Raw genomic sequence first — 22,937 nt, forward strand, 5'->3', positions numbered from 1 at the left:
GGCAAAGTAGCCAAGCCTATGGAAAAGCCCCGCTGCGTCGTTGTCATCCTGACCTTCAACTCCGCTTCGATCATTCGCGAAACGGTTGCACAGGCAAAGAAGGTGAGTCCTCACGTGTACGTGGTGGACTCCCACTCCTCGGACGGAACTCCCGCCATCCTCGAAGAACTGGGGTGCACCGTGGTGCAGCGCCCGTTCTCCAACTACAGCGACCAGCGCAACTGGGCGATCTCGCAAATCGAACAGGACTACGACTGGCAATTGCACCTCGATGCCGACGAAGTGCTCGACGAACGTGCAGTGGCCGAGATGGGCGCACTGCTCTCGGGCCAGCCGGAGTTCGAGGCCTATCTCATCCGCCGCTGCGACTACTTCATGGGCAAGCGACTGCGCTTCAGTGGCGTGAACCCGTGGCATTTGCGGCTGTTCCGCTCGGGCGTGGGGCGCTGCGAGGCGCGGCTCTATGACCAGCACTTCATCAGCACCGCCAAGGCCGGCCGTCTGCGGGGCTTCATGCACGACAAGAACTCCGCCAAGCTCACCGACTGGATCGCGAGCCACAACCGCTGGAGCGATGCCGAGGCCAAGGAAAAGCTCGGTCCGCGCTCGCCGTCCGCAGGCGTGCTCCAGCCAAAGCTGATGGGCGATGCGCGGGAGCGCACGCGCTTCATCAAGGAGATCTATTACAAGCTGCCGACGGGCCTACGCTCGCTCGGCTACTTCGTCTACCGGTATGTGTTCCGGCTCGGCTTCCTCGACGGGAAGACCGGCTTCTACTTCGCCTTTTTCCAGGCCCTTTGGTTCCGGATGCTGGTCGACGCGAAGATGTACGAGAAGCGCCAAGAGCAACCCCAGAACTGATTCAAGGAGTGACCCAGGCCATGCGGCAATACAACGCCTCGAAGCGAATCCTCGTCACCGGCGGCGCCGGTTTCCTTGGCAGTCACCTGTGCGACCGCCTGCTGGAGCAGGGGCACGACGTGCTGTGCGTGGACAACTTCTTCACCGGCACCAAGCGCAACGTGGAGCATCTTCACGGCCATCCGCGCTTCGAGCTGATGCGGCACGACGTGACCTTCCCGCTCTATGTCGAGGTCGACGAGATCTTCAACCTCGCCTGCCCGGCCTCGCCGATCCACTACCAGCACGATCCGGTGCAGACCACCAAGACCAGCGTGCACGGGGCGATCAACATGCTGGGGCTCGCCAAGCGCGTGCGCGCCAAGATCCTGCAGGCGTCGACCAGCGAGGTTTACGGCGACCCGGAAATCCACCCCCAAGTCGAGGAATACTGGGGCCGCGTGAACCCGATCGGCATCCGAAGCTGCTACGACGAAGGCAAGCGCTGCGCCGAGACGCTGTTCTTCGACTATCACCGCCAGCACAAGCTGCGCATCAAGGTGGTGCGCATCTTCAATACCTACGGGCCGCGGATGCACATGAACGACGGCCGGGTGGTGTCGAACTTCATCGTCCAGGCGCTCAAGGGCCAGGACATCACCATCTACGGCGACGGCCAGCAAACGCGCAGCTTCTGCTATGTGGACGACCTGGTCGACGCCATGCTGCGCATGATGGCCACCGGCGACGAAGTGCCGGGCCCGATCAACATCGGCAACCCCGGCGAGTTCTCGATGTTGGACCTGGCCAACAAGGTCATCGAACTGACGGGTTCCAAGAGCAAACTCGTGCGCATGCCTCTTCCCGCCGACGACCCTAAGCAGCGCCGCCCCGACATCACGGTGGCGCAGAAGGAACTCGGCGGCTGGACGCCCCGCACTCAGCTCGACGAAGGGCTGAAGAAGACAATTGCATACTTCGACAAACTCCTGTCGGAACCCAGCGCAACCTGAATTCATGAATATCACGATCATCGGCACCGGCTACGTCGGGCTTGTCACCGGTACCTGCCTCGCCGACCTTGGCAACCACGTCTTCTGCCTCGACGTGGACGAAAAGAAGATCGCCACGCTCAACGCGGGCGGCATCCCCATCTACGAGCCGGGTCTCGAAGACCTCGTCGTATCGAACGTCGACGCCGGTCGGCTCGATTTCTCAACGGACGTCGAGGCCTCCGTCGCGCACGGCGACGTCCAGTTCATCGCCGTGGGCACGCCGCCCGACGAAGACGGCAGCGCCGACATGCAATACGTGCTGGCCGCCGCACGCAACATCGGCCGCTACATGACCAGCTTCAAGGTCGTGGTCGACAAGTCCACCGTGCCGGTGGGCACGGCCGACCGCGTCAAGGCCGTGATCCAGGAAGAACTCGACAAGCGCGGCCGCTCCGACCTGCGCTTCTCGGTCGTGAGCAACCCCGAATTCCTGAAGGAAGGCGCCGCAGTCGAGGACTTCATGCGCCCTGACCGCATCGTCATCGGCTGCGCCGACGACGAGGACGGCCGCGAGGCGCTGGCGCAGATGCGCAAGCTCTACGCCCCCTTCAACCGCAACCACGAGCGCACGCGCGTGATGGACGTGCGCTCCGCCGAGTTCACCAAGTACGCGGCCAATGCCATGCTCGCCACGCGCATCAGCTTCATGAACGAGCTGGCGAACCTCGCAGACCGCGTGGGCGCGGATATCGAGGCCGTGCGCCAGGGCATCGGCTCCGACCCGCGCATCGGCTACAGCTTCTTGTACGCGGGCACCGGCTATGGCGGAAGCTGCTTCCCCAAGGACATCAAGGCGCTGACCCGCATTGCGCAGGAATACGGCCACTCGCTGCGCGTGCTCGAATCGGTCGAAGCGGTCAACAACGACCAGAAACACGCGCTGACCAACAAGGTGCTGGCCCACTTCGGCAGCGACCTGAGCGGCCGCACCTTTGCGCTCTGGGGCCTGGCGTTCAAGCCGAACACCGACGACATGCGCGAGGCACCGAGCCGCGTGGTGATCGATTCCCTGCTGCGCGCCGGCGCGCGCGTGGTGGCGCACGACCCGATCGCGGTCGAGGAAACGCGTCGCGTGCTGGCCCTCGATTTCGCCGATGCCCCCGAGCTGCTCAACCGGATCAGCTACAGCGCACCCCAGGACCCGATGAGCGCCCTCGACGGCGCCGACGCGCTGATCATCGTCACCGAGTGGAAGGCCTACCGCAGCCCGAACCTGACGAAGCTCAAGTCGCTGATGAAGTCGCCGGTGATCTTCGACGGCCGCAACCTCTACGAGCCCGGCACCATGCGCGAAGCCGGCATCGTCTACCAGGGCATCGGGCGCAACAGCCGATGACGGGTTCGGCCACCTCAGGCTCCGGGACGTCCGCGCACGTGCTCGAGCCGGCCTCGGTGCTGGTGGCCAACCCCATGCAACAACATTCGCACCAGCTGGCGCTCGCGATGCACGAGCACGGCTGGCTGAAGGCCTACTGGGCCGGCGTGCCCGTGGTGGCGCCCGGCGAGTCGCCGCCCTTCTGGATGCCCGAGAGCTTCCGCCGTCGGATCAAGACGGTCGACATTCCGGCCGACTTGAGGCTGCACCCGCTGCGCTTCCAGATGGGCTTCCGCTTCGGTCCGAAGATATTGCCGCAGCCATTGCTAGGGGCGCCAGGCGATCTGGTCCATCGCGTCTTCCACTGGTTCGACGCCTGGACCGCCCAGCGCGTTGCGGCGCTTCGCCCGGCCGTGGTCATCGCCTACGAGAACTCGGCCTATCACACCTTCGCGGCCGCCAAGGCCGTGGGCGCGTACTGCGTGCTGGACGCGGCGTCGGTGCACCAGCGCCTGAGCGGCAGGCTGCTGAATCGGGTCGAGACCCCGTTCTACAAGGAAATCAACCGCCGCAAGGATGCGGAGGTCGAACTCGCAGACCTGGTGCTGACCTGCTCGCCGATGGCCGCCGACAGCTACGTCGCCGAAGGTGTGCCGGCGGACAAGATCAGGCCGCTGCTGCTGGGTGCCCAGCTGCCCTCGGGGCAGAACTTTGCGCCGCGCACGACGACGCGAGCGGTGCCGCGTTTTCTCTTCGCCGGGTCCTTGAGCCGGATCAAGTCGATCGACCTGATCCTGCAAGCCTTCACCAGCCTGGCGCAGGAAGGGCTCGCCTACGAGCTGCATTTCGTCGGTGGCGCGGGCGGTGCCGACCTGATGGAGTCGTTGAGGGCAACGCCCCACGCCACCTATTTCCCAGGCGTCCCGCAGAAAGAGCTCTACCCCTTGATGGCCGAAGCGGACTGCCTGCTTCTGCCGTCGCGCTTCGACTCCTTCGGCATGGTCGTGGCCGAGGCCATGGCCTGCGGCACGCCCGCACTGGTGTCGACCTTCACGGGCGCCAAGGCCATCATTGAGCAGACACCCGGCAGCGGCTGGATCGTCGAACCGACGATGGAGGCGATTCGCGACCAGGTGCGCGCCCTGCTGCTCGATCCCAGCCGACTCGCGCAGGCCAGGGCGCACGCGCACCGCGCCGCCGAACCCTTCAGCTGGCAGGCCTACCGGGCGCGTGCGGCGTCGCTGCTGGGCGGTATGCTGCGCTGAGCAGTCGACCGATCCCATGACGCCTTCCCAACGCATCGCCCAACTCCCCACTCCATCGCTCACACTTCGACGCCTGAAACGGCACAAGGCCGCACTCGCCTCGCTGTCCCTCGCCTTGCTGATGGCAGCCTGTGCGCCCCTGCAGAGGCAAGCCATCACCGCACCGCCGCCCGCGGAAGTGGCTGCCGCCCAGTCTCGATGGCAGCCGGAACTCCAGGCTTTCGCCGCGGCCGATCGCACCATCGCGCCGGGCGGCGTCGTGGCGGTCGGCAGTTCGACTGTCCGTTTCTGGACCACGCTACCGAAGGATTTCCCGTGGGTGCCGGGTGGTGTCGTCAATCGCGGCTTCGGCGGATCGACGCTGCATGACTGCAGCCTGCTGGTGGAACCGCTGGTGCTGCGCCTCGCGCCGCGCCACGTGCTGCTGTACGCGGGCGACAACGATCTTGCCGAAGGTCGCACGCCGCAACAGGTGCTCGAAGACCTCCAGCGCTTCGTGCGCGCGGTGCGGGCCGAGCTGCCGGCAACGCGCATCTCCTACATCTCGATCAAGCCCAGCCCGTCACGCGAGACGCTCCTGCCGGCAATGCGCGAGGCGAATGCCGCCATCGCGGCCTGGCTCAAGACGGTGCCGAACACCGATTTCATCGACGTGTTCAACCCGATGCTCGATGCGAACGGTCGTCCCAGACCGGCGCTGTTCCTACCTGACCAATTGCACATGACCGCCGAAGGCTACCGGCTGTGGCAGCAGGTGGTCGCCCCCTATCTCGGCGCGCCCTGAGGATTGCGCATGTCCCGGCCCCGGCGCTCGATCCACAGCGTCAACCGTGCGACACCGTAGAGCCAACCGAACACCGCGACCAGCAGCAGGGCGTCACCCCACCACGGGCGGGCGAGCTGGTCGTCACCGAACAGGGCCAGCGTCAGCAGCACCGCAATGAGGTGCGCGCAGAACACGGGCAGCGACGCGGCACCCATCGCTTCCAGCGGCGCAGGCCGCGGCAACCACCGCGCCAGCGCCGGACCGAAGCGCACCGCCAGGACGCACAACGCCAGCAGATTCAGCAGGCGAAGCGGCCCCAGTTGCCATTTGTCGAACCACAGGTTGCGCTGGATGTCTGCGCCGAACGGCGCTTGCCCGTGCTCGCCGAAGTGCCGCCACAGCAGCCCCCACAGCGCCACGCCGGCGGCGAGGGTCACCACGGCTGCCGGTAGCCGCAGCGGCTGCGCGTCCGGCGCGCTGCGGCTCGCACCCAGCCAGAGGCCGCCACACCACAGTAGTTGCCACGCCAGGGTGTTGAATGCGCCCATCTCGTGGAACGGCAACTCCATGTGGGTCAGCGCCACCGTCCAGCCGTAGATCCATTCGCTCAGGCCGAACTGGGCGCCCAGCCAGATTGCGGCGCTGATCGCCATTACGCCGGCCCAGCCGTGCCGCATGCCGAAGGCCAGCACCGGCGGGCTGACGAGCATGAAGAGGACATACATCGGCAGGATGTCGAGCAGCGCCGGTTCGTACAGCAGCAGCAGGCCGCTCCAGAAAGCGCGCTGCGGATGCGCGAGGTAGTACGAGACCAAGTCCTTCACCGCCGGCTGGTCGATCCGCACGCCGACCCGGGTGATCACGGTGAACAGGAAAAGCAGCGTCGCCGCCTGCGCCAGGTAGACCTTGAAGGCGCGCTTCCAGAACGCGCGCTCCATGGCGCCGACACCACGCTCACGCGCGACCCGGCTGTAGACCAGCCCGGCGGTGAATCCCGACAGCAAAACAAAGCCTTCGGCCGCCGAAACCCAGCCGAACGGCTGGCCCAGCGGATCCGTCAGGCGGGTCGGCAGGTGCGTCAAAGTCATGAGCACCAGCATCAGCCCCCGCAAGGCATCGATTTCCCAAAGGCGTCGCATCAAAGGGATGCGATGCTACGCTGCCCGCCCTGCATTCCGTCAGCCACACACAAGATCAAGGGAAAAATGCCCGTCAACGCGAGATCGCCCCTGACCACCGCTGGTCGCAGCCTGTTCGCCCTGTGCCTTCTGGCGGCAGCCATGCCAACGCACGCGCTGCAAATCGCCAGCCTCACGCCGCAAGGCGAAGTCGCCCGCATCCGGCAGGTGGTCGCCCGTTTCGACCAGCCCGCCGTGAATTTCGGCGATCCGAAGGCGCCAGCGCCGCTCACGGTGAGCTGCACCGATGCACAAGCCGGCAAGGGCACCGGACGCTGGACCGGCGAGAAGCAGTGGGTCTTCGATTTCGAGAGCGACCTGCCGCCCGGCGTGCGCTGCACCGTCACGCGGGTGGCCAGCTTCAAGTCGGCGAGCGGGTCGGCGCTGACCGGGCCGGAGCGCTACCAGTTCAACAGCGGCGGTCCCTTCATTCGCAGCTGGCAGCCGAGCTACGGAAAGATCGACGAGCAGCAGCTCTTCATGCTCGAGCTCAATGGCGCTGCGACGGCGCAGAGCCTGCAGGACAACGTCTGGTGCGCTGCCGACGGCATCGGCGAGCGCATTCCCGTCAGGCTTGTCGAAGGCGAGCAGCGCAACGCACTGCTGAAGGCCCTCGGCCGCGAGCGCGAGGCCGCGAAGGACGCCGGTCGCTTCGTCACGCTGCAATGCAATCGCACCTTGCCGCCGGGCGGCCGCGTGCAGATCGTCTACGGCAAGGGAGTCGCAACGCCCTCGGGCGTGGCCAACAACGTCGAGCACCGCCTCGCCTTCGAGGTGCGCGAGCCCTTCGCCGTTTCCTTCACCTGCGAGCGCGAGAACGCGCAGTCGGCCTGCCTGCCACTCCGGCCGATGGAGCTGCGCTTCAACGCCTCTGTCTCGCGCGCGCTGGCCGAGCAGATCACGCTGAAAGGCGGCGGCAAGGAATACAAGCCGAAGTTCGATGACAACTCGGCAAGCGCAGATGCGCTGGTCGACGGCGTGACCTTTGCGCCGCCCTTCCCCGAGCAGACGCAGTTCACGATCGAGCTGCCGGCGAAGTTCGAGGATTCATCCGGCCGCGCGCTCGCATCGCCCGCCAGCTTTCCGCTCAAGGTCGCGACCGGCGCGATGCCGCCGCTCGCGAAGTTTGCCGCCTCGCCTTTCGGCGTGATCGAGCGCCTCGCGGAGCCCGGCGGCGTGCCCTTGATGCCGGTGACGGTGCGCCGTGTCGAGCCCGCGCTGCAGGTGCAGGCGCTCACGCCGGGCAAGGTGAGCGATCTCAACCCGCGCAGCGACGCCGAGATCATTTCGTGGTTCCGCAAGGTGCGCCGATACGACAACAACTACACCGTGAGCCGCAAGTCGGCCGCGCGTGACGTGAAGGGCCCGTTGCCGAAGGTGATCGACAAGGATGACCGCAACGACGTGCAGACCCGCATGCTGTCGCTGCTGGGCGGCCAGGGTGGCGTGCGCACGCTGGACATGCCCAAGGCCGAAAGCGGCGATCCCCGCCCCTTCGAGGTGATCGGCATCCCGCTCACGCCGGGCTTCCACGTTCTCGAGATCGCGTCGCAGAAGCTCGGCGATGCCCTGCTCGACGAGCGCTATGGCAACGGGCGCACGATGTACGTGCGGACCACCGCGCTCGCAACCAATCTCGCGGTGCACTTCAAGCTGGGGCGCGAAAGCTCATTGGCCTGGGTCACCACGCTGGACAAGGGCAAGGTGGTCCCCAACGCCAGCGTGCGCGTGTCGAGTTGCGACGGCAAGGAGATCGCCACCGGCACCACCGACGCGGACGGCATCGCGCGCTTCGCGAGCATTTCGCCCAATCCCCCGAGCTGCTCCAACGACGAGGAGTACAGCGCCGACGCCTACTTCGTCAGCGCGCGCGCCAAGGACGCCGATGGTGTCGATGACCTCGCCTTCACCTGGACCGACTGGCAACGCGGCATCGAGCCGTGGCGCTTCAACGTCCCGACGAGCCAGGAGGCCGAGCCCGACCGCGTGGCCCACACCATCTTCGACCGCACGCTGCTGCGTGCCGGCGAAACGGTGTCGATGAAGCACCTGATCCGTACGGAGACGCGTGCAGGCTTCGGTCTGCCGGCAACCTGGCCCGACACGATGGTGGTCACGCACATCGGCAGCGGCCAGCAGTTCACGCAGCCGCTCAAGTGGCGCAAGACCGCGACCGGCGGACAGAGCGGCGAGAACACCTTCGAGATTCCACCAGCCGCCAAGCTCGGTCTCTACCAGGTCGAACTGCGCAGTGGTTCGGGCGACTCGGAACGCAGCTACAGCACCGGCCAGTTCCGCGTCGAGGAGTTCCGCCTGCCGGTGTTCGAAGGCCGCATCGCGCCGAGCGACAAGAACCCGCTGGTCGCGGCGACGTCGGTGCCGGTCGATGTGCAGATCAACTATGTGTCAGGCGGCGGCGCGGGGAGCCTGCCGGTGCGCGTGTCGGCGATGGTGCGCGGCAAGTCGCTGTCGTTCCCTGATTTCGAGGCCTTCAGCTTCTCGCCGCCGCGCAAGGAAGGCGGCGCGACAAGCAATGCCGAGGACAACGAATCGCCCGCCGACGACGCGCGCATCGTTGCCGACAAGCTGCCGCTCACGCTCGACCGCAACGGCACGGGCAAGGTCACGATCGACAAGATCCCGCCCGCACGGTTCACGCCGCGAGAACTGCTGCTCGAAGCGACCTATGCCGACCCGAACGGCGAGATCCAGACGCTGCGCAGCACGCAGACGCTCTGGCCCGCCGGGGTGATCGCCGGCATCAAGACCGAAGGCTGGGTCTCGACCAGTCAGAAGCTGCGCTTCCAGGCGCTGGCGCTCGATCTCGCCGGCAAGCCGCGCGAAGGCGTGACGCTCAATGTGCGCGCGATCGCCCGCATCACCACCACCAGCCGCAAGCGCATGGTGGGCGGTTTCTACACCTACGACAACAAGACCGAGACGAAGGAGATCGGCACCGTCTGCAGCGGCAAGAGCGATGTGCGCGGCCTCGTGCTGTGCGAGGCCGAGCTGAAGGAGCCCGGCGAGATCGAGCTCATCGCGATCGCAAGCGACAAGGACGGCCGGGAGAGCCGCGCATCGAGCACCGTCTACGTCACGCGGCAAGGCGAGCTCTGGTTCGGCGGAGAGGACCACGACCGCATCGACGTGCTGCCCGAGAAGAAGAGCTACCAGCCCGGCGAAGTCGCGAAGTTCCAGGTGCGCAGCCCCTTCCGTTTCGCGACCGCGCTGGTGTCGGTGGAGCGAGAGGGCCTGATCGAGACACACGTCGTGAAGCTCAACGGGCAGGACCCGACGGTGAGCCTGCAGATCAAGCCCGAGTGGGGGCCGAACGTCTACGTCAGCGTGCTCGCGCTTCGCGGCCGGCTGCGCGAAGTGCCGTGGTACAGCTTCTTCACCTGGGGCTTCCGCGCGCCGCGCGAATGGTGGACGGCCTTCTGGTACGAGGGCAAGGAATACGTCGCACCGACCGCATTGGTCGACCTGAGCAAGCCAGCCTTCCGGCTTGGACTGGCGGAGATCCGCGTCGGCACGCAGGCGCACCAGATCGACGTGAAGGTCGCGAGCGACAAGCCCAGCTACCCGGTGCGCGGCAAGGCGCAGATCACCATCACCGGCAAGCTGCCCGATGGCAAGCCAGCCGCCGGCGCCGAAGTCGCACTGGCCGCGGTCGACCAGGCCTTGCTGGAGCTGATGCCCAACGACAGCTGGAACCTGCTCGAAGCCATGCTGCAGCGCCGAAGCTGGGGCGTGAGCACATCGACCGCGCAGATGGAGATCGTCGGCCGCCGGCACTACGGCCGCAAGGCGGTGCCGGCCGGCGGAGGTGGCGGCAAGAGCCCGACGCGCGAACTGCTCGACACCTTGTTGCTGTGGAACCCGAAGATCGTGCTCGATGCCAACGGGCAGGCCACGGTGACGGTGCCGCTCAACGATGCGCTCACCACCTTCAAGATCGTCGCGGTCGCCGATTCGGGCGTGGGCCTGTTCGGCACAGGCCAGACCTCGATCCAGGCCACGCAGGACTTGCAGATCATCAGCGGCCTGCCGCCGCTGGTGCGCGAGGACGACCAGTTCCGCGCGCAGATCACCCTGCGCAACACCACCCAGAAGGACATGAAGGTCGAAGCCACGCCGCGCGCCACGCTGCTGACGCTCGAGCCACAGACGGTCGACATCCCCGCAGGCGAAGCGCGCGAGATCGCATGGATGGTGACCGCGCCGGCGCAGCTCGCGCAGTTGCGCGCCGAGGCCATCCTGTGGGAGATCGAAGCGCGCGATACGGTCAGCGGTGCGCGCGATGCACTGAAGGTGCGCCAGCGCATCGTGCCCGCGGTGCCGCTCACCGTGCAGCAGGCCACGCTGGCGCAGATCGACGGCCCCTTCACCCTCGACGTCGCAGCGCCGGCAGACGCCCTGCCCGGCCGCGGCGGCGTGCGTCTTTCGCTGCAGCCGAAGCTGGCCGAAGGGCTCACCGGCGTGCGCGACTGGTTCGCGGCCTATCCGTACATCTGCCTGGAGCAGAAGACCAGCAAGTCCATCGGCCTGCGCGACGGCAAGGCATGGCAGACGGTGGTGGCCCAGTTGCCGAGCTACCTCGATGGCGACGGCCTTGCGAACTACTTCCCGCCGCGCGACGGCGAAGCCAATCGGGGCAGCGACATCCTCACTGCCTACCTGCTCGCAGCGAGCCACGAGGCCGCCGCGCTCGATTCGGCCTTCGCACTGCCCGATGCGGCGCGCGCGCCGATGGAGCAAGGGCTGATCGCCTTCGTAGAAGGCCGCATCCAGCGCGACTTCTGGAGCCCCCGCAAGGACCTCGACGTGCGCAAGCTGGCGGCGCTCGAAGCCCTGTCGCGCTATGGCAAAGCCCAGGGCCGCATGACCGGCAGCATCACCATCGCGCCGAACCAGTGGCCGACGAGCGCGGTGATCGACTGGATCAACATCCTGCAGCGCGTGCAGGACGTGCCCCAGCGCCAGCAGCGGCTCGACGAAGCGACGAACGTGCTCAAGGCCCGCCTGAGCTACCAGGGCACGCGCGTCGGCTTCAGCACAGAGCAGGACGACCACTGGTGGTGGCTGATGACCAACGGCGACGTCAACACCGCGCGCCTGCTGCTCACGGTGATGGACGACCCGGCGTGGAAGGACGACATCCCCAAGCTCGCCAACGGCTTCATCGGCCGCCAGCAGAAAGGCGCATGGCTCACCACCACCGCGAACCTCTGGGGTGGTCTCGCACTCGAGAAGTTCTCGAAGAAGTTCGAGAGCACACCGGTGACGGGCATCACATCCGCGAGCCTCGGCGGTGCGAAAGCGCAGGTGGACTGGAGCAAGGTCGAGCGCGTGAAGACCACCGACGCCAGCGGTGCCCCGAACCAGACCACCGCCTTCGGCGCACCGGCTTCACCCGGCAACCTGCGCAACAACAGCATGTTCATTCCCTGGCCCGCCACGCCGGCCGCGCATGACACGCTGCTCGTGGCGCAGACCGGCAGCGGCAAGCCGTGGCTCACCCTCCAGTCGGTGGCTGCGGTGCAGCTCAAGGCGCCCTTTGCAGCGGGCTATGCGATCAAGCGCACGATCACGCCGGTCGAACAGGCGGTACCGGGCGTCTACACGCGCGGCGACGTGCTGCGCGTGAGCCTCGAAGTGGATGCGAGCACCGACATGACTTGGGTGGCGGTCACCGACCCGATCCCGGCGGGCGCGACCATCCTCGGCAGCGGCCTCGGCCGCGATTCGCAGATCGCCACGCAGGGAGAAAAGCGCAGCGGCCCCGGCTGGCTGGCCTTCGAGGAACGCAGCTTCGAGGCCTTCCGCAGCTACTACGGCTACCTGCCGAAGGGGCTCACCCGCGTGGAATACACCGTGCGCCTCAACAACGAGGGCGAATTCGCGATGCCGCCGACGCGCGTCGAGGCGCTGTATGCGCCGGAGATGTTCGGGGAGGCGCCCAATCCGCGCGTCAAGGTGGAGGCGCGCAAGTAGCCAGCTGCGCGGTGGCCGCGCTCATTCCACAAGGACGTATTCACCACGTTCACCGGCCCGGCGAGACTTCTCGCCCACCTTGACGCACAGGACCGGCTCCTTGCCGCAGACCGTCAAGGTGCCGGACTGCGTAGCGCGCAGGATGGCCGTACCGAACTCGGCGCTACCGCCGGCCGCGAGCAACGAACCAATGGCGAGTGCGATCAGGGCCTTCCAAACCAATGCGTGCTGCGCCCGACCCGCCGTTCGGCTCTGCTCGCGCAACGTGTCGGCTGCCGACAGGGCATGGCTGGTGGACTGCTGCAGTTGATGGTTGAACTGCCCCAGCGCCTGCTGCGCCCCTTGCGCTACCGCCGCCTGCGAGCCGTGGCTGATGGCCTGCATCGCCTGTTGTGTGAAGCGTTCGGCACCGCCGTGCAGACGCTGTGCGCCCTGTTGCATTGCGCCACTGCTTGCTTCGATGCGATTCAAGGCATCCATGCTGCGCGATTCGATCTCGCGCGCGATGTGCGCGAGCTTCACGATCAGCTGTTGGGTTTCGTGGATGTCACTGGTGTTGTTGTCGGTCATTCGTTCTTCCTCCCTGCTTTTCTGAGTCGCCATCACATCCGGATGGCGTGCGGCCTGTGAGCTGGCGCTTCCTGCAACTGCTGCTGTTGCTCCCATTGCTGCTGTTGCAAAGCATCCTGCGCGCGTTGGATTTCCCCGTAGCGCTGCACCTCCTGCTCCCAGGCTTGCCCTTCCGGTGAAGCCATGAACTGCTGCGACGTGCTCTCCAGCGCCTTGCTCCAGGTCACATCGTCGCCACTGAGCGAGGCGGCGTAGAGCTGATCGATCATGCGGTCCAGATCGCTCTTGGGCGCCGCGGCTTCGTATGTCCTGTCGATCGATGGAGACCCGATGCGGCGCTCCAGTTGCAGCTCCAGCTCAGGACTCATCGGGTCTTTGGCATGGCACTCGCGCACCTCGCCGGTCCGGCACAGGGCGTCCGGGCCAAGGCCGTTGACGTGGTCGCGAAGGCCATCCGCGTCGTAGCCGCTAGTGCGATAGAAAAACGCATGCTGCTCGGAATGGTGGATGCGGAACAGGTCGGGGTTCTCGGGCACCGGTCGCAACTGCAGGATCGGTTGGTCACTCACCCGATTCATGTACTGCGCCGCCAGGTTGTAGCTGAGCACGCCCAGCCCATCGACGGCGTAGGTGTTGCCAACGTCGCTGTGCGCCCCGCTGACGGTGACGTTGAGCGCGCGGCCATCCTCGCTCAAGCCCGCCGGAATGTGGTCGGTGGACTTGAACAAATCGCGGCGCTCGTGCTCCGCAGTCACCTGCAGGACCGACATCACCGAAGGCGGCAAACGGCGGTCGTGTTCCTCGATGCCCGTGGACACCGGGTCCAGCAGCAGTGCGGCCTGGATGGTTTTGCCCGGTGCGACCAGCGGGGGCTTGGTGTATTCGGCGTGAGTGATGAGACCTTCCCCATCGCGAACAATTTTGGCGTCCGTCGGGTTCTGGATGCCGCGCTGTTCGATCATTCGCGTCAGCGCGGCTGTCTGCTCTGCGCCTCGGCTGAAGCCAATCCCCATTACCCGGATTTGAGCGTTCGGATCTTCCTCTAGCCAGTTGTACGCTTGTTCACAAAACTGGTGGTAAGCCGTCTCTACCCTTCTCTCGAAGGTATAGCCGTTGACGCCATCCGGGATGCGTTTGAGCGGGTTGTCCTGGGTGTAGATGCCTTCGACGTAGCCGCTGGCAATGTTTTTGATGCCTTGGTCCTTAAGCTCTTCAATTTCACGATAAACCCTCGCCACGATGCTCCGGTTCTCCGGCGCATCCTTGTACAGGCTGTTGCCCGTTCCATCCTGCGCGGCGATGTAGAGGCGCTCGCGCGGATTGCTGGCATGCAGCAGCACAGGCACTCTCATTTGCGTCAGATCCGCCTCCGCCCTCGCGTAGCCCGCTATCTGCTCTTGAGTGGCCAGATCGGTGTCCACGCCGTCCGCCTTCTTGCTCATGCTCCCCATCATTGATGCTCCTTGATGGTGTTGTCGTTAATAGGTCCGGCTGAATGCCTTGATCAGATCGCTTCGGGAAAAGCTGTACTTGTTGCCAGGAATCTGGGCTTCCTTCGTCGAAACGAATGCCCGCATATAGACATTGATCGTGCGGTCGTTGACCTCCAGGATGATTCCCGGCGTGATGCTGCTCGTATTTGGCGAAACCTCCTCCCGCACGAGGTTGTGAAGGACCAACTGGTCCTTGAAGATTTCCGCCATGTCGATCTCCGCGCGCAATGGCGTGCCGTCCTTCGATCGCCAGGTCACCACGGCAGGCGGCGGAAAGTTCCGGATCGGGCCGTAGCTCGCGCCCAGATTGTTGGGGTACTTGTCTCCGATGGATGCCGAAGACAGCTTCAGCTCGCCATCGGGCTCTTCACGCCAATAGTGACCGTATTTGATGTTGCAGCCATACGCGCTATAGCAGGATGTCCCAAACCAATGAGCAGTGAATCTCAACGGCCAGTCCGCAACGACTTCGGAAGAAGGCGAGGCGCTTTCAGACGACGCAGAGGAGTTGGCTGGATTGGTCATGGCGTTTTGGCATCCTATCAATGCGAGTGAAGTAAAGAGTGCGGCCGCCCAAGGGCGACCTCGTATGGGCGGTTGTCGATGTTCGGTGTCACAGCCAGCGTCCGCGCCGTCCGGCCTCTTGTTCATGCTCCCCATGATCGTCCCTTGATGGTGTTGTCGTTGGTACGTCCGGCTGAATGCCTTGATCAGATCATTTCGGGAAAAGCTGTATTTGTTGCCAGGAATCTGGGCTTCCTTTGTCGAAACGAATGCCCGCATATAGACATTGATCGTGCGGTCGTTGACCTCCAGGATGATTTGCGGGTCAGAGACGCCCCCTTTTACAGAAGTCTCTTCACGCTTAAGGTTGTGAAGGACAAATTGATCCTTGAAGATTTCCGCCATGTCAATCTCCGCATGCAATGGCGTGCCATCCTTCGATCGCCAAGTCACGAGAGCAGGCGGCGGAAAGTTCTGGATCGGACCCCAGCCTGCGCTGAGATTCTTGGGGTACTTGTCTCCGATGGACGCAGAGGACAGCTTCAACTCATCATCGTTGTCGATGCGCCGATAGTTGCCGTACTTCACCTTGCAGCCGTAGGTGCTGTAGCAAGACGCGTCGAATTTGTGCCAGAAGAAACGCAGCGGCCACTCCGCCGCATCAGCATCATGCCCGCCACCGGACGCAGGTGACACTCTGGCGGGGGATGCAGGAGGATCAGTTGGATGGGTCATGGCGTTTTGGCATCCTGTCAATGCGAGTGAGACGATGAGTGCAGCGCCCCATCTCAGTTTTCGAGCCGATGGGCGACCTTCGACGAACGAGTCAGCCCCCTGCCGTCGGCCTCTTTATGCTCCCTTTGCATGAGCGGCGCTCCTCAAATGCCGCAAATCATAGAGCCTCAATTCCGAAAAATAACCAACCCCTCGAATTAACAATTCAATGAACATTGCAACTGAATTGCAAATCAAACCCATGCCGGACATTTCCAGCGCAAACTCAATCAATTTTCGGTATCCTTACGAGACAAAAACTATCGGAATCTGTCACTGTGAAGTTGCGCTCGCTTGTCACCTTTTTTATTCTTCTCTGGTTGGCCTCTGCAGTCGCGGTCCCTTATTTCGCGGGGGACCTAAGTAAGGCCGGCGATTTCGGCTCCAGCTTCGGCGGCGTGTCGGCGCTCTTTTCGGGGTTCGCGCTCGCCTTGGCCATCTATTCCATGGTCCTGCAGCAGAAGCAAAGCGCCGAATTCGAGCGTGTCACGCTGGGCGCGCTTGAACAGCAGGCCTCAGCCATCAAGCTAATTGAAGAGAGTCTGGCCCAGCAAGCCAGCACGGCCCGAACAACAGCGCTCACCGCATTGATCGATCACGAAGAGCAGCGCGTAGAAACATTGCGCCAATGGGGCAGCATGGCGGGTGACGAGAACAAGTACAGCAACGGAATCAAGGCTGCTCAAAACAGAATGAGCCAGTACCATGCGCAGCTGCGCGAGCAGGCTGGCGCGTAGTCTTTTCCTTCCCATTCCAGGAGCGTGGCGATGTGCAGAAGCATCAAGACCCTGTTCAACTTCGAACCGCCTGCGACCGAAGAAGAAGTCCGCGCCGCAGCCCTGCAGTTCGTGCGCAAGCTCAGTGGCTTCGCGCATCCGTCGAAGGCCAATGAAGCGGCGTTCGATCGCGCGGTCGAAGATGTCGCCGCCGTCGCGCGCACGCTCATCGGATCGCTGGTGACGACCTCGGAACCGCGCGACCGCGAAATCGAGGCCGCGAAGGCCCGCGAACGCACGGCCGTCCGCTTCGGCCACAGCCACTGAACCCTGTCCCCCGCAGCCAAGGAGTTCCATGTCCATGCCGACCGTCGAACAGATCCAGCAGATCCTCGATCCGATCTTTCCGGGCCTGATGGGGGTGCGCCTCGTCACGCTGGAGCCGGAGCGCGTGGTCGCGAACCTCGTGGTGCGGCCGGATCTCTGCACGGCGGGCGGCATCATGCATGGCGGCGCGTACATGGCCTTCGCCGACACGCTGGGCGCAGTGGGCACCATCATCAACCTGCCGAAGGGCAAGCGCACCACCACCACCGATTCGAGCACCAAGTTCATCGGCGGCGCGAAGGTGGGCACCACGGTGACCGCGGAATCGGTCGCACTGCATCGGGGACGCACCACGATGGTGTGGCAGACCACCGTCAAATCCGAAGAAGGCAAGCTCTGCGCCGTGGTGACGCAGACGCAACTCGTGCTGGAGGGCTGACATGCGCACTCTGCTTTTCATCCTGGGCGGCTTCGTGCTGCTGGCGGTGTGCCTGGGCGCCGGCAAGTCGATGTCGGGCGGCTTCGGAGACGGCATGCGGATGAGCATCATCGCGTTCGCGGCCCTCTGGTTCGTGATCGCGGCGGCGAACATGTGGTTCGGCGTCGCCAAGGCCGGCTATTCGTTCGGCGAAGAGCTGCCGATCTTCCTGCTCATCTACCTGCTGCCGCTCGCGGGCGCCGCCTTCGTCGTGGTGAAGTGGAAGCTCTTCTGACCCACCCTTGAGCGCTTCGTCCGACTTCGCCGAGTTCGTCAAGGAGCAACTGGCATCGATCCACGGCCTGCAGGGCAAGCGCCTGTTCAGCGGCGTGGGGCTGTCCGCGCACGGCGTGCAGTTCGCGATGATCATCGACAACGTGCTCTATTTCGTGGTGAATGACGCCACGCGCCCGGCGTACGAAGCCATGGGCAGCCAGTGCTTCTCGTACACGACGAAGCTGCGGCATGTGGAGGTCAAGCGCTACTACGCGGTGCCCGGCGAAGTCATCGAGGATCACCAGCGGCTTGCCATGCTGGCACGCGAATCGCTGGAGATCGCTGCGCTGCCCCGGAAGAGTGCAAAGCCGAAGCCCCGAAAGACGGCGAAGGCTGCGCGCTAGCATCCCGGGTCATCCCCAATTTCTGAAGGTTTCCGCATGTCCATCCAACTCTGGCTCGCCTTCGTCGCCGCTTCCGCAGTGATGCTGGTCATCCCCGGGCCGACCATCCTCACCGTCATCAGCTACTCGGTGGCGCATGGGCGCCGAGCGAACGTGCCGCTGGTGGCAGCGGTCGCGCTCGGCGACTCGACCGCGCTGGTGCTCTCCCTGCTCGGGCTGGGTGCGCTGCTCGCCACCTCGGCGTTCTGGTTCATGGTGATCAAGTGGGTCGGCGGGCTGTACCTGCTGTACCTCGGCGTGAAGCTGCTGCGCGCAGGCATCTCGCCGGCGCAACTCGCTGCGCCGGCCGCACCCAAGTCGCGCTGGCGGCTCTTCGCCAACACCTGGCTGGTGACGGCGCTGAACCCCAAGGGCATCGTGTTCTTCGTCGCCTTCCTGCCGCAGTTCATCAACCCGCGCGCGGACGTGACGCACCAGCTCTGGATCCTCGCGATCACCTTCGTCGCGATGGCGACGCTCAACGCCACGCTCTACGCGGTGTTCGCCGGTTCGGCGCGCAGGCTTCTGGCCTCCCCGCGCGCACAGCGGCGCTTCAACATCACCGGTGGTTCGCTGCTGTCCGCGGCGGGCGTCTGGGCGCTGCTAGCCCGCAGGCCGGCATGAAGTACACCGGCCCGCTGCCTACGCACGGACGGTTCGACTACGCACCGATCACCCGTCGCGCGGACCACGCGTGGCCCAACGGCGCGCGGCTGGCGGTGTACCTCGGCCTCAATCTGGAGCATTTCGCGTTCGGCGAAGGCATGGGCGCGTGCATCGGCCCCGCGTCGCCGCATCCGGACGTGCTGAACTTCTCGTGGCGCGAATACGGCAATCGCGTGGGCGCGTGGCGCTGCCTCGAGCTTTTCGACAGCTTCGGCATGGTCTGCGGGACGTTGCTGAACACCGCGCTGTACGACCACTGCCCTGACCTGGTCGCCGCCTCGGTCGCTCGCGGCGACGAGCTCATCGGTCACGGCCACAGCAATGCGGAGCGCCAGGGCGACATGGACGAAGCCGGCGAGGCAGCCCTGCTCGCACGATGCCGCACGCGGATGCTCGCGGAAAGCGGCAAGGCGCCTGCGGGCTGGTTGTCGCCGTGGATTTCGGAGAGCCACCTCACGCCCGACCTGCTCGCCGAGGCCGGCTACCGCTACACGCTGAACTGGTGCCACGACGACCAGCCGGTGCCGATGCGCACTCGCAGTGGCCGAACGCTGTGGTCAGTGCCCTATCCGCAGGAGCTGAACGACATCCCGATGATCATCGCGCGGCAGATGGACGCCAAGGATTTCGCCCAGATGATCATCGACAACGCCGACGAGATGCTCGACCAGTCGCGCCGCCAGCCGCTGGTGATGGGCGTGGCGCTGCATCCGTACATCGTCGGCCAACCGTACCGCCTGCGACACCTGCGCCGCGCGCTGGCCCACCTTGCACGGCTGCGTGACGCGGGCGAGATCTGGCTCACCACACCCGGCGCGATCTGCGCGCACATGGCGACGGTCAGCAGTCCCGCCGCTGTGGCAAGCTAGCGCAGGCCGCTCGCGCGCGGCCGTGGCCGCCTTCATGTCGTCATCCCGCCTGTCAGTCTCGTTCCTGCTGCCCGCGCTCGTCCTCGTGCTGGCGCAACGCGCGTGGGCGCTCGCCACCTTCGATGAAGTGCGACGCGATTTCCGTCCGTCCGACACCCTGGTGCTGGACCGCGACGGCCAGTTGCTGCAGCGCGTGCGGACCGATCCAGCGGTCCGCCGGGGCCAATGGATCGCCCTCGCCGACATCTCGCCCGCGCTGCGCACGGCGATGGTGATGAGCGAAGACAAGCGCTTCTACGAGCACAGCGGTGTCGATTGGCGCGCGGTGTCGGCGGCCGCCTGGGGCAATCTCTGGAACACGCGCACGCGCGGCGCCTCCACGATCACGATGCAGCTCGCGGGGCTGCTCGACGACGACTTGCGGCGCAGCGGCGGCGGCCGCAGCCTCGGCCAGAAACTCGGCCAGACGGTCGCGGCGCAGCGTCTGGAGCAAACCTGGCGCAAGGACCAGATCCTGGAGGCGTACCTCAACATCGTCCCGTTCCGGGGCGAGATCGTCGGCATCGATGCGCTCTCGCGCACGCTCTTCGGCAAGGCACCGCACGGCCTCGATGCGCGCGAGGCCGCCGTGGCAGCCGCGCTGGTGCGTGCGCCGAATGCGAAGCCGGCGGTGGTCGGACAGCGCGCCTGCGAGCTGATGCGGGCGATGGAGCCCGGAAGCCGGCCGGATTGCGACGCCGTCGACATGTTCACCGCTGCCGCGTTGCAGCGGCGCGGCTTCGATGCGAGCGAAGGCATCGCACCGCACCTCGCGCGGCGCGCCATCGCAACGCGTACGGACAGCACGCATGGCGATGTCCGCACCACGCTGCGCGCACCGCTGCAACGCTTCGCGCTCGGCACCCTCCAAAGGCATCTGCGCGAGCTGCGCGGCCGCAATGTGGAAGACGGCGCGGTGGTGGTGCTCGACAACGCGAGCGGCGACGTGCTCGCGTGGATCGGCTCCTCGGGCACCCTGAGCCGCGCGGCGGAGGTCGACGGCGTGCTCGCCCAGCGGCAGCCCGGCTCCACGCTCAAACCCTTCCTCTACGCCGAAGCCTTCGCCGAGCGGCGCCTCACGGCGGCTTCGCTGCTCGACGATTCGTCCGCGCAGATCAACACCGCAAGCGGCCTCTACATCCCGCAGAACTACGACCGGCAGTTCAAGGGCTATGTCTCCGTGCGTACCGCGCTGGCAGCCTCGCTCAACGTGCCGGCGGTGCGAACCCTGGTCATGGTGTCGCCCGAAGCCTTCGCGCGGCAGCTGCGCGCGGCTGGACTGCCGCTGGCGCAGAGCGGCGACTACTACGGCTACAGCCTTGCGCTCGGCAGCGCGGAGGTGTCGCTTCTCGCGCTGACGAATGCGTATCGCACGCTGGCCAATGGCGGCTGCTTCGGCGAGACGCGCTATCTGCCGGGGCCGGCCACCCCGCAGGCTGCGGGCGCGCAGGCGATCGATCCGCGCGCGGCATTCATCGTGGGCGACATCCTGAGCGATACGAACGCACGCGCCCGCACTTTCGGGCTGGACAGCGTGCTCGGCACGCGCTTCTGGACCGCCGCGAAGACCGGCACCAGCAAGGACATGCGCGACAACTGGGCGATCGGCTGGTCGCAGCGCTACACCGTCGGTGTGTGGGTCGGCAATGCGAGTGGCGCGCCGATGTGGGACGTCAGCGGAACCAGCGGCGCCGCGCCGGTCTGGGCCGAGGTGATGGGCTTCCTGCATCGCGGCGTGCCGAGTCGCGCGCCAGCACCACCCAATGGCGTGGTGCAGAAGCAGGTTCGCTTCGGTGACGAGCTCGAAGCGGCGCGCAGCGAATGGTTCATCGCGGGCACGGAGCAGGCTGTATTCACGATCGCGCCGGACGCAACTGCGGCGTCGGCGCCACGCATCACCTCACCGGCAGACGGAACCATCATCGCGATCGATCCGGACATCCCGCCCGGCAGCCAGCGCGTTCGCTTCGATGCCGACGGCCGCGCGCTGCAATGGCGAATCGACGGCAAGGCCTTCGCGCGGGGCAACACCGCGCAGTGGCTGCCCTGGCCGGGGCGACACCTGATCGAGCTCGTCGACGCGCAAGGCCAGGTGGCCGACAGCATCCGCCTCGAAGTGCGCGGTGCGGGTGTAGCGACACGGGCCAAGGCCACGAAGAACGCCAGCCGCTGATCTGTGCAAGTGGGCGGTTTCGTCCGACGACTGTCAGCGCGGACCGACGCCGCCGAACCCCCGAATGGCGGACAGCGTCTGCGTCCGCCAGCCCACGGCGACCGGGGCAGGATGCCGCTGGAGCCGATGACCCCCGAGCGCTATAACTTTTCTAACAGTCGCCATCACACCAAGGGGGTGCGAGATGTTGATAACGATGAGAACCGTGCCGAAACGGCAGGACCCGCAAGTCGTCATCGAGTGGATTCGCGCATGCATCTGGGCGAGCGTCGAGGGCTGGCCCTTCTGCCCGCTCAAGTAGATGAGCTGCCTAAGCCGGCGTCGACTCTCGCGCCCTGCGCGCTTCGTAGGCCTTGAGGTGCGCATGCGCGACGCGCAGCAGCGACAACGAATCGCTCGCGCCACCACGTCGCAGCAGGTCGCCGACGATGTGATCCGCTTCGATGGGGCTCCCGCGTTCGATGTCCTTGAACATCGAGGCCGTCATGAGTGAACCGGGTGTGGTAACGACCGCACGTGCCCTTTCGATGGCCACGGGCCGCAATGCAAAGCCATTGCGGGCGGCGATGGCGGCGCATTCGTCGACCATGCCAACGCAGAGATCCGTCGCGCCGGCTCGCACGATGTCGCCAACCGCCGCGCGCATCAGACAGGTCATGCTGGCCGCCGAAGCGATCAGCACCCATTTCTCCCACATGTCCTGAAGGATGTTGTCCGAGGCGACGGCATCGAAACGCGCCTTGCCGCAGGCAGCTTCCAGTGCACTCATGCGCGCGGAACGCGTCCCGTCCAGTTCGCCGTAGGTCAATCCGTGCGTGTCGTTGAGATGCAGCACAGCGCCCCGCTCGTCGAGCACTGCCGAGATCATGCAAAGCCCGCCGAGGATTCGCTCCTTGCCGAAGCGCTGCGCGAGATCGTCGAGATGCCGCAAGCCGTTGAGCACCGGCAGGATCGCCGTGCCCGGGCCCACGGCGGGCGCGAACGACTCCATGGTCTCCGCGAGGTCGTAAGCCTTGCAGCCGACGATCACCACGTCGTAGGGCCCCGCGATGTCCGCGCTTTGCACCGATGGCGGCGAAGGCAGGTGGAGATTTCCGTGCGGGCTCTTGATCACCAGCCCGGTCTTCGCGAGCTGTGCTGCGCGGCGGGGGCGCAGCAAGAAAGTGACGTCTTCGCCCGCATCGAGCAGCCTGCCGCCGAAATATCCGCCGAGCGCACCCGCGCCCACCACCAGGAATCGCATCGTTGCCTTCCGT

The 22,937-nt window shown here is 65.7% G+C and carries 19 protein-coding genes; 14 read left to right on the forward strand and 5 right to left on the reverse strand.

Translation table 11 applies throughout. The features are described 5' to 3' along the window. Window positions 1-18 precede the first annotated feature (18 nt). Genes FHW64_RS19295 through FHW64_RS19315 form a run of 5 tightly spaced genes read left to right on the forward strand, consistent with a single transcriptional unit; the run spans window position 19 to window position 5,259 of the window. Window positions 19-861 (forward strand): glycosyltransferase family 2 protein, encoded by an 843-nt coding sequence (locus FHW64_RS19295; protein ID WP_184529083.1) that lies wholly within the window; start codon window positions 19-21, stop codon window positions 859-861. Window positions 862-881: 20 nt separating this feature from the next. Continuing rightward, complete coding sequence (locus FHW64_RS19300) at window positions 882-1,853, forward strand: UDP-glucuronic acid decarboxylase family protein (RefSeq protein ID WP_184529085.1); 972 nt, start codon at window positions 882-884, stop codon at window positions 1,851-1,853. A gap of 4 nt (window positions 1,854-1,857) precedes the next feature. Continuing rightward, window positions 1,858-3,231, forward strand: a complete 1,374-nt coding sequence (locus FHW64_RS19305) for a UDP-glucose/GDP-mannose dehydrogenase family protein (RefSeq protein ID WP_184529087.1) — start codon at window positions 1,858-1,860, stop codon at window positions 3,229-3,231. Continuing rightward, window positions 3,228-4,475: a glycosyltransferase family 4 protein gene (locus FHW64_RS19310; protein ID WP_184529089.1), complete on the forward strand. Its 1,248-nt coding sequence runs from the start codon at window positions 3,228-3,230 to the stop codon at window positions 4,473-4,475. The genes FHW64_RS19305 and FHW64_RS19310 overlap by 4 nt, the downstream gene beginning before the upstream one ends. A gap of 16 nt (window positions 4,476-4,491) precedes the next feature. Further along, window positions 4,492-5,259 carry an SGNH/GDSL hydrolase family protein gene (locus tag FHW64_RS19315; protein WP_184529091.1) on the forward strand — a complete coding sequence of 256 codons (768 nt, stop codon included), beginning with the start codon at window positions 4,492-4,494 and terminating at the stop codon, window positions 5,257-5,259. On the opposite strand, the gene opgC is transcribed toward FHW64_RS19315, so the two are convergent. Further along, window positions 5,241-6,380, reverse strand: a complete 1,140-nt coding sequence (opgC, locus tag FHW64_RS19320) for an OpgC domain-containing protein (protein ID WP_184529092.1) — start codon at window positions 6,378-6,380, stop codon at window positions 5,241-5,243. The two genes, FHW64_RS19315 and opgC, sit on opposite strands and share 19 nt — an antisense overlap. 141 nt (window positions 6,381-6,521) lie before the next feature. Here opgC and FHW64_RS19325 point away from each other — a divergent pair, with 141 nt between their 5' ends. Beyond that, window positions 6,522-12,413 (forward strand): MG2 domain-containing protein, encoded by a 5,892-nt coding sequence (locus FHW64_RS19325; RefSeq protein WP_260305529.1) that lies wholly within the window; start codon window positions 6,522-6,524, stop codon window positions 12,411-12,413. A gap of 21 nt (window positions 12,414-12,434) precedes the next feature. Here FHW64_RS19325 and FHW64_RS19330 read toward each other — a convergent pair whose 3' ends face one another. From FHW64_RS19330 to FHW64_RS19340, 3 genes are read right to left on the reverse strand one after another with little or no spacing between them, the layout of a single operon-like run. Further along, window positions 12,435-12,983, reverse strand: a complete 549-nt coding sequence (locus tag FHW64_RS19330; protein ID WP_184529096.1) for a hypothetical protein — start codon at window positions 12,981-12,983, stop codon at window positions 12,435-12,437. 32 nt (window positions 12,984-13,015) lie between these two features. Beyond that, on the reverse strand, window positions 13,016-14,425 hold the full coding sequence (locus FHW64_RS19335; RefSeq protein WP_184529098.1) for a phospholipase effector Tle1 domain-containing protein: 1,410 nt from the start codon (window positions 14,423-14,425) through the stop codon (window positions 13,016-13,018). A gap of 36 nt (window positions 14,426-14,461) precedes the next feature. Beyond that, window positions 14,462-15,715 carry a hypothetical protein gene (locus FHW64_RS19340; RefSeq protein WP_184529100.1) on the reverse strand — a complete coding sequence of 418 codons (1,254 nt, stop codon included), beginning with the start codon at window positions 15,713-15,715 and terminating at the stop codon, window positions 14,462-14,464. A gap of 317 nt (window positions 15,716-16,032) precedes the next feature. Here FHW64_RS19340 and FHW64_RS19345 point away from each other — a divergent pair, with 317 nt between their 5' ends. Genes FHW64_RS19345 through pbpC form a run of 8 tightly spaced genes read left to right on the forward strand, consistent with a single transcriptional unit; the run spans window position 16,033 to window position 21,681 of the window. Further along, on the forward strand, window positions 16,033-16,491 hold the full coding sequence (locus FHW64_RS19345) for a hypothetical protein (protein WP_184529102.1): 459 nt from the start codon (window positions 16,033-16,035) through the stop codon (window positions 16,489-16,491). Window positions 16,492-16,521: 30 nt separating this feature from the next. Further along, the gene (locus FHW64_RS19350; RefSeq protein WP_184529104.1) at window positions 16,522-16,797 is read left to right on the forward strand and encodes a DUF2277 domain-containing protein; all 276 of its coding nucleotides are present in this window, start codon (window positions 16,522-16,524) and stop codon (window positions 16,795-16,797) included. 28 nt (window positions 16,798-16,825) lie between these two features. Next, the gene (locus tag FHW64_RS19355) at window positions 16,826-17,236 is read left to right on the forward strand and encodes a PaaI family thioesterase (RefSeq protein ID WP_260305530.1); all 411 of its coding nucleotides are present in this window, start codon (window positions 16,826-16,828) and stop codon (window positions 17,234-17,236) included. Between the two features lies 1 nt (window position 17,237). Continuing rightward, window positions 17,238-17,510, forward strand: coding sequence for a hypothetical protein (locus FHW64_RS19360; RefSeq protein WP_184529106.1), 273 nt, complete (start codon window positions 17,238-17,240; stop codon window positions 17,508-17,510). 7 nt (window positions 17,511-17,517) lie between these two features. Further along, the gene (locus FHW64_RS19365; protein WP_184529108.1) at window positions 17,518-17,895 is read left to right on the forward strand and encodes a TfoX/Sxy family protein; all 378 of its coding nucleotides are present in this window, start codon (window positions 17,518-17,520) and stop codon (window positions 17,893-17,895) included. A 36-nt stretch (window positions 17,896-17,931) separates the two neighbouring features. Further along, a complete protein-coding gene (locus FHW64_RS19370) occupies window positions 17,932-18,558 on the forward strand; it encodes a LysE family translocator (protein WP_184529110.1) in 627 nt (208 codons plus the stop codon). After that, window positions 18,555-19,469, forward strand: coding sequence for a polysaccharide deacetylase family protein (locus tag FHW64_RS19375; RefSeq protein WP_184529112.1), 915 nt, complete (start codon window positions 18,555-18,557; stop codon window positions 19,467-19,469). Before FHW64_RS19370 ends, FHW64_RS19375 begins: the two co-directional genes overlap by 4 nt. Before the next feature lie 34 nt (window positions 19,470-19,503). After that, window positions 19,504-21,681 (forward strand): penicillin-binding protein 1C, encoded by a 2,178-nt coding sequence (gene pbpC, locus FHW64_RS19380; RefSeq protein ID WP_184529113.1) that lies wholly within the window; start codon window positions 19,504-19,506, stop codon window positions 21,679-21,681. Between the two features lie 310 nt (window positions 21,682-21,991). Here pbpC and panE read toward each other — a convergent pair whose 3' ends face one another. Then, window positions 21,992-22,924 (reverse strand): 2-dehydropantoate 2-reductase, encoded by a 933-nt coding sequence (gene panE, locus FHW64_RS19385; protein WP_184529115.1) that lies wholly within the window; start codon window positions 22,922-22,924, stop codon window positions 21,992-21,994. Window positions 22,925-22,937: the final 13 nt, after the last annotated feature.

This window comes from Variovorax sp. Sphag1AA (assembly GCF_014192575.1).
Classification (GTDB): Bacteria; Pseudomonadota; Gammaproteobacteria; order Burkholderiales; family Burkholderiaceae_C; genus Variovorax.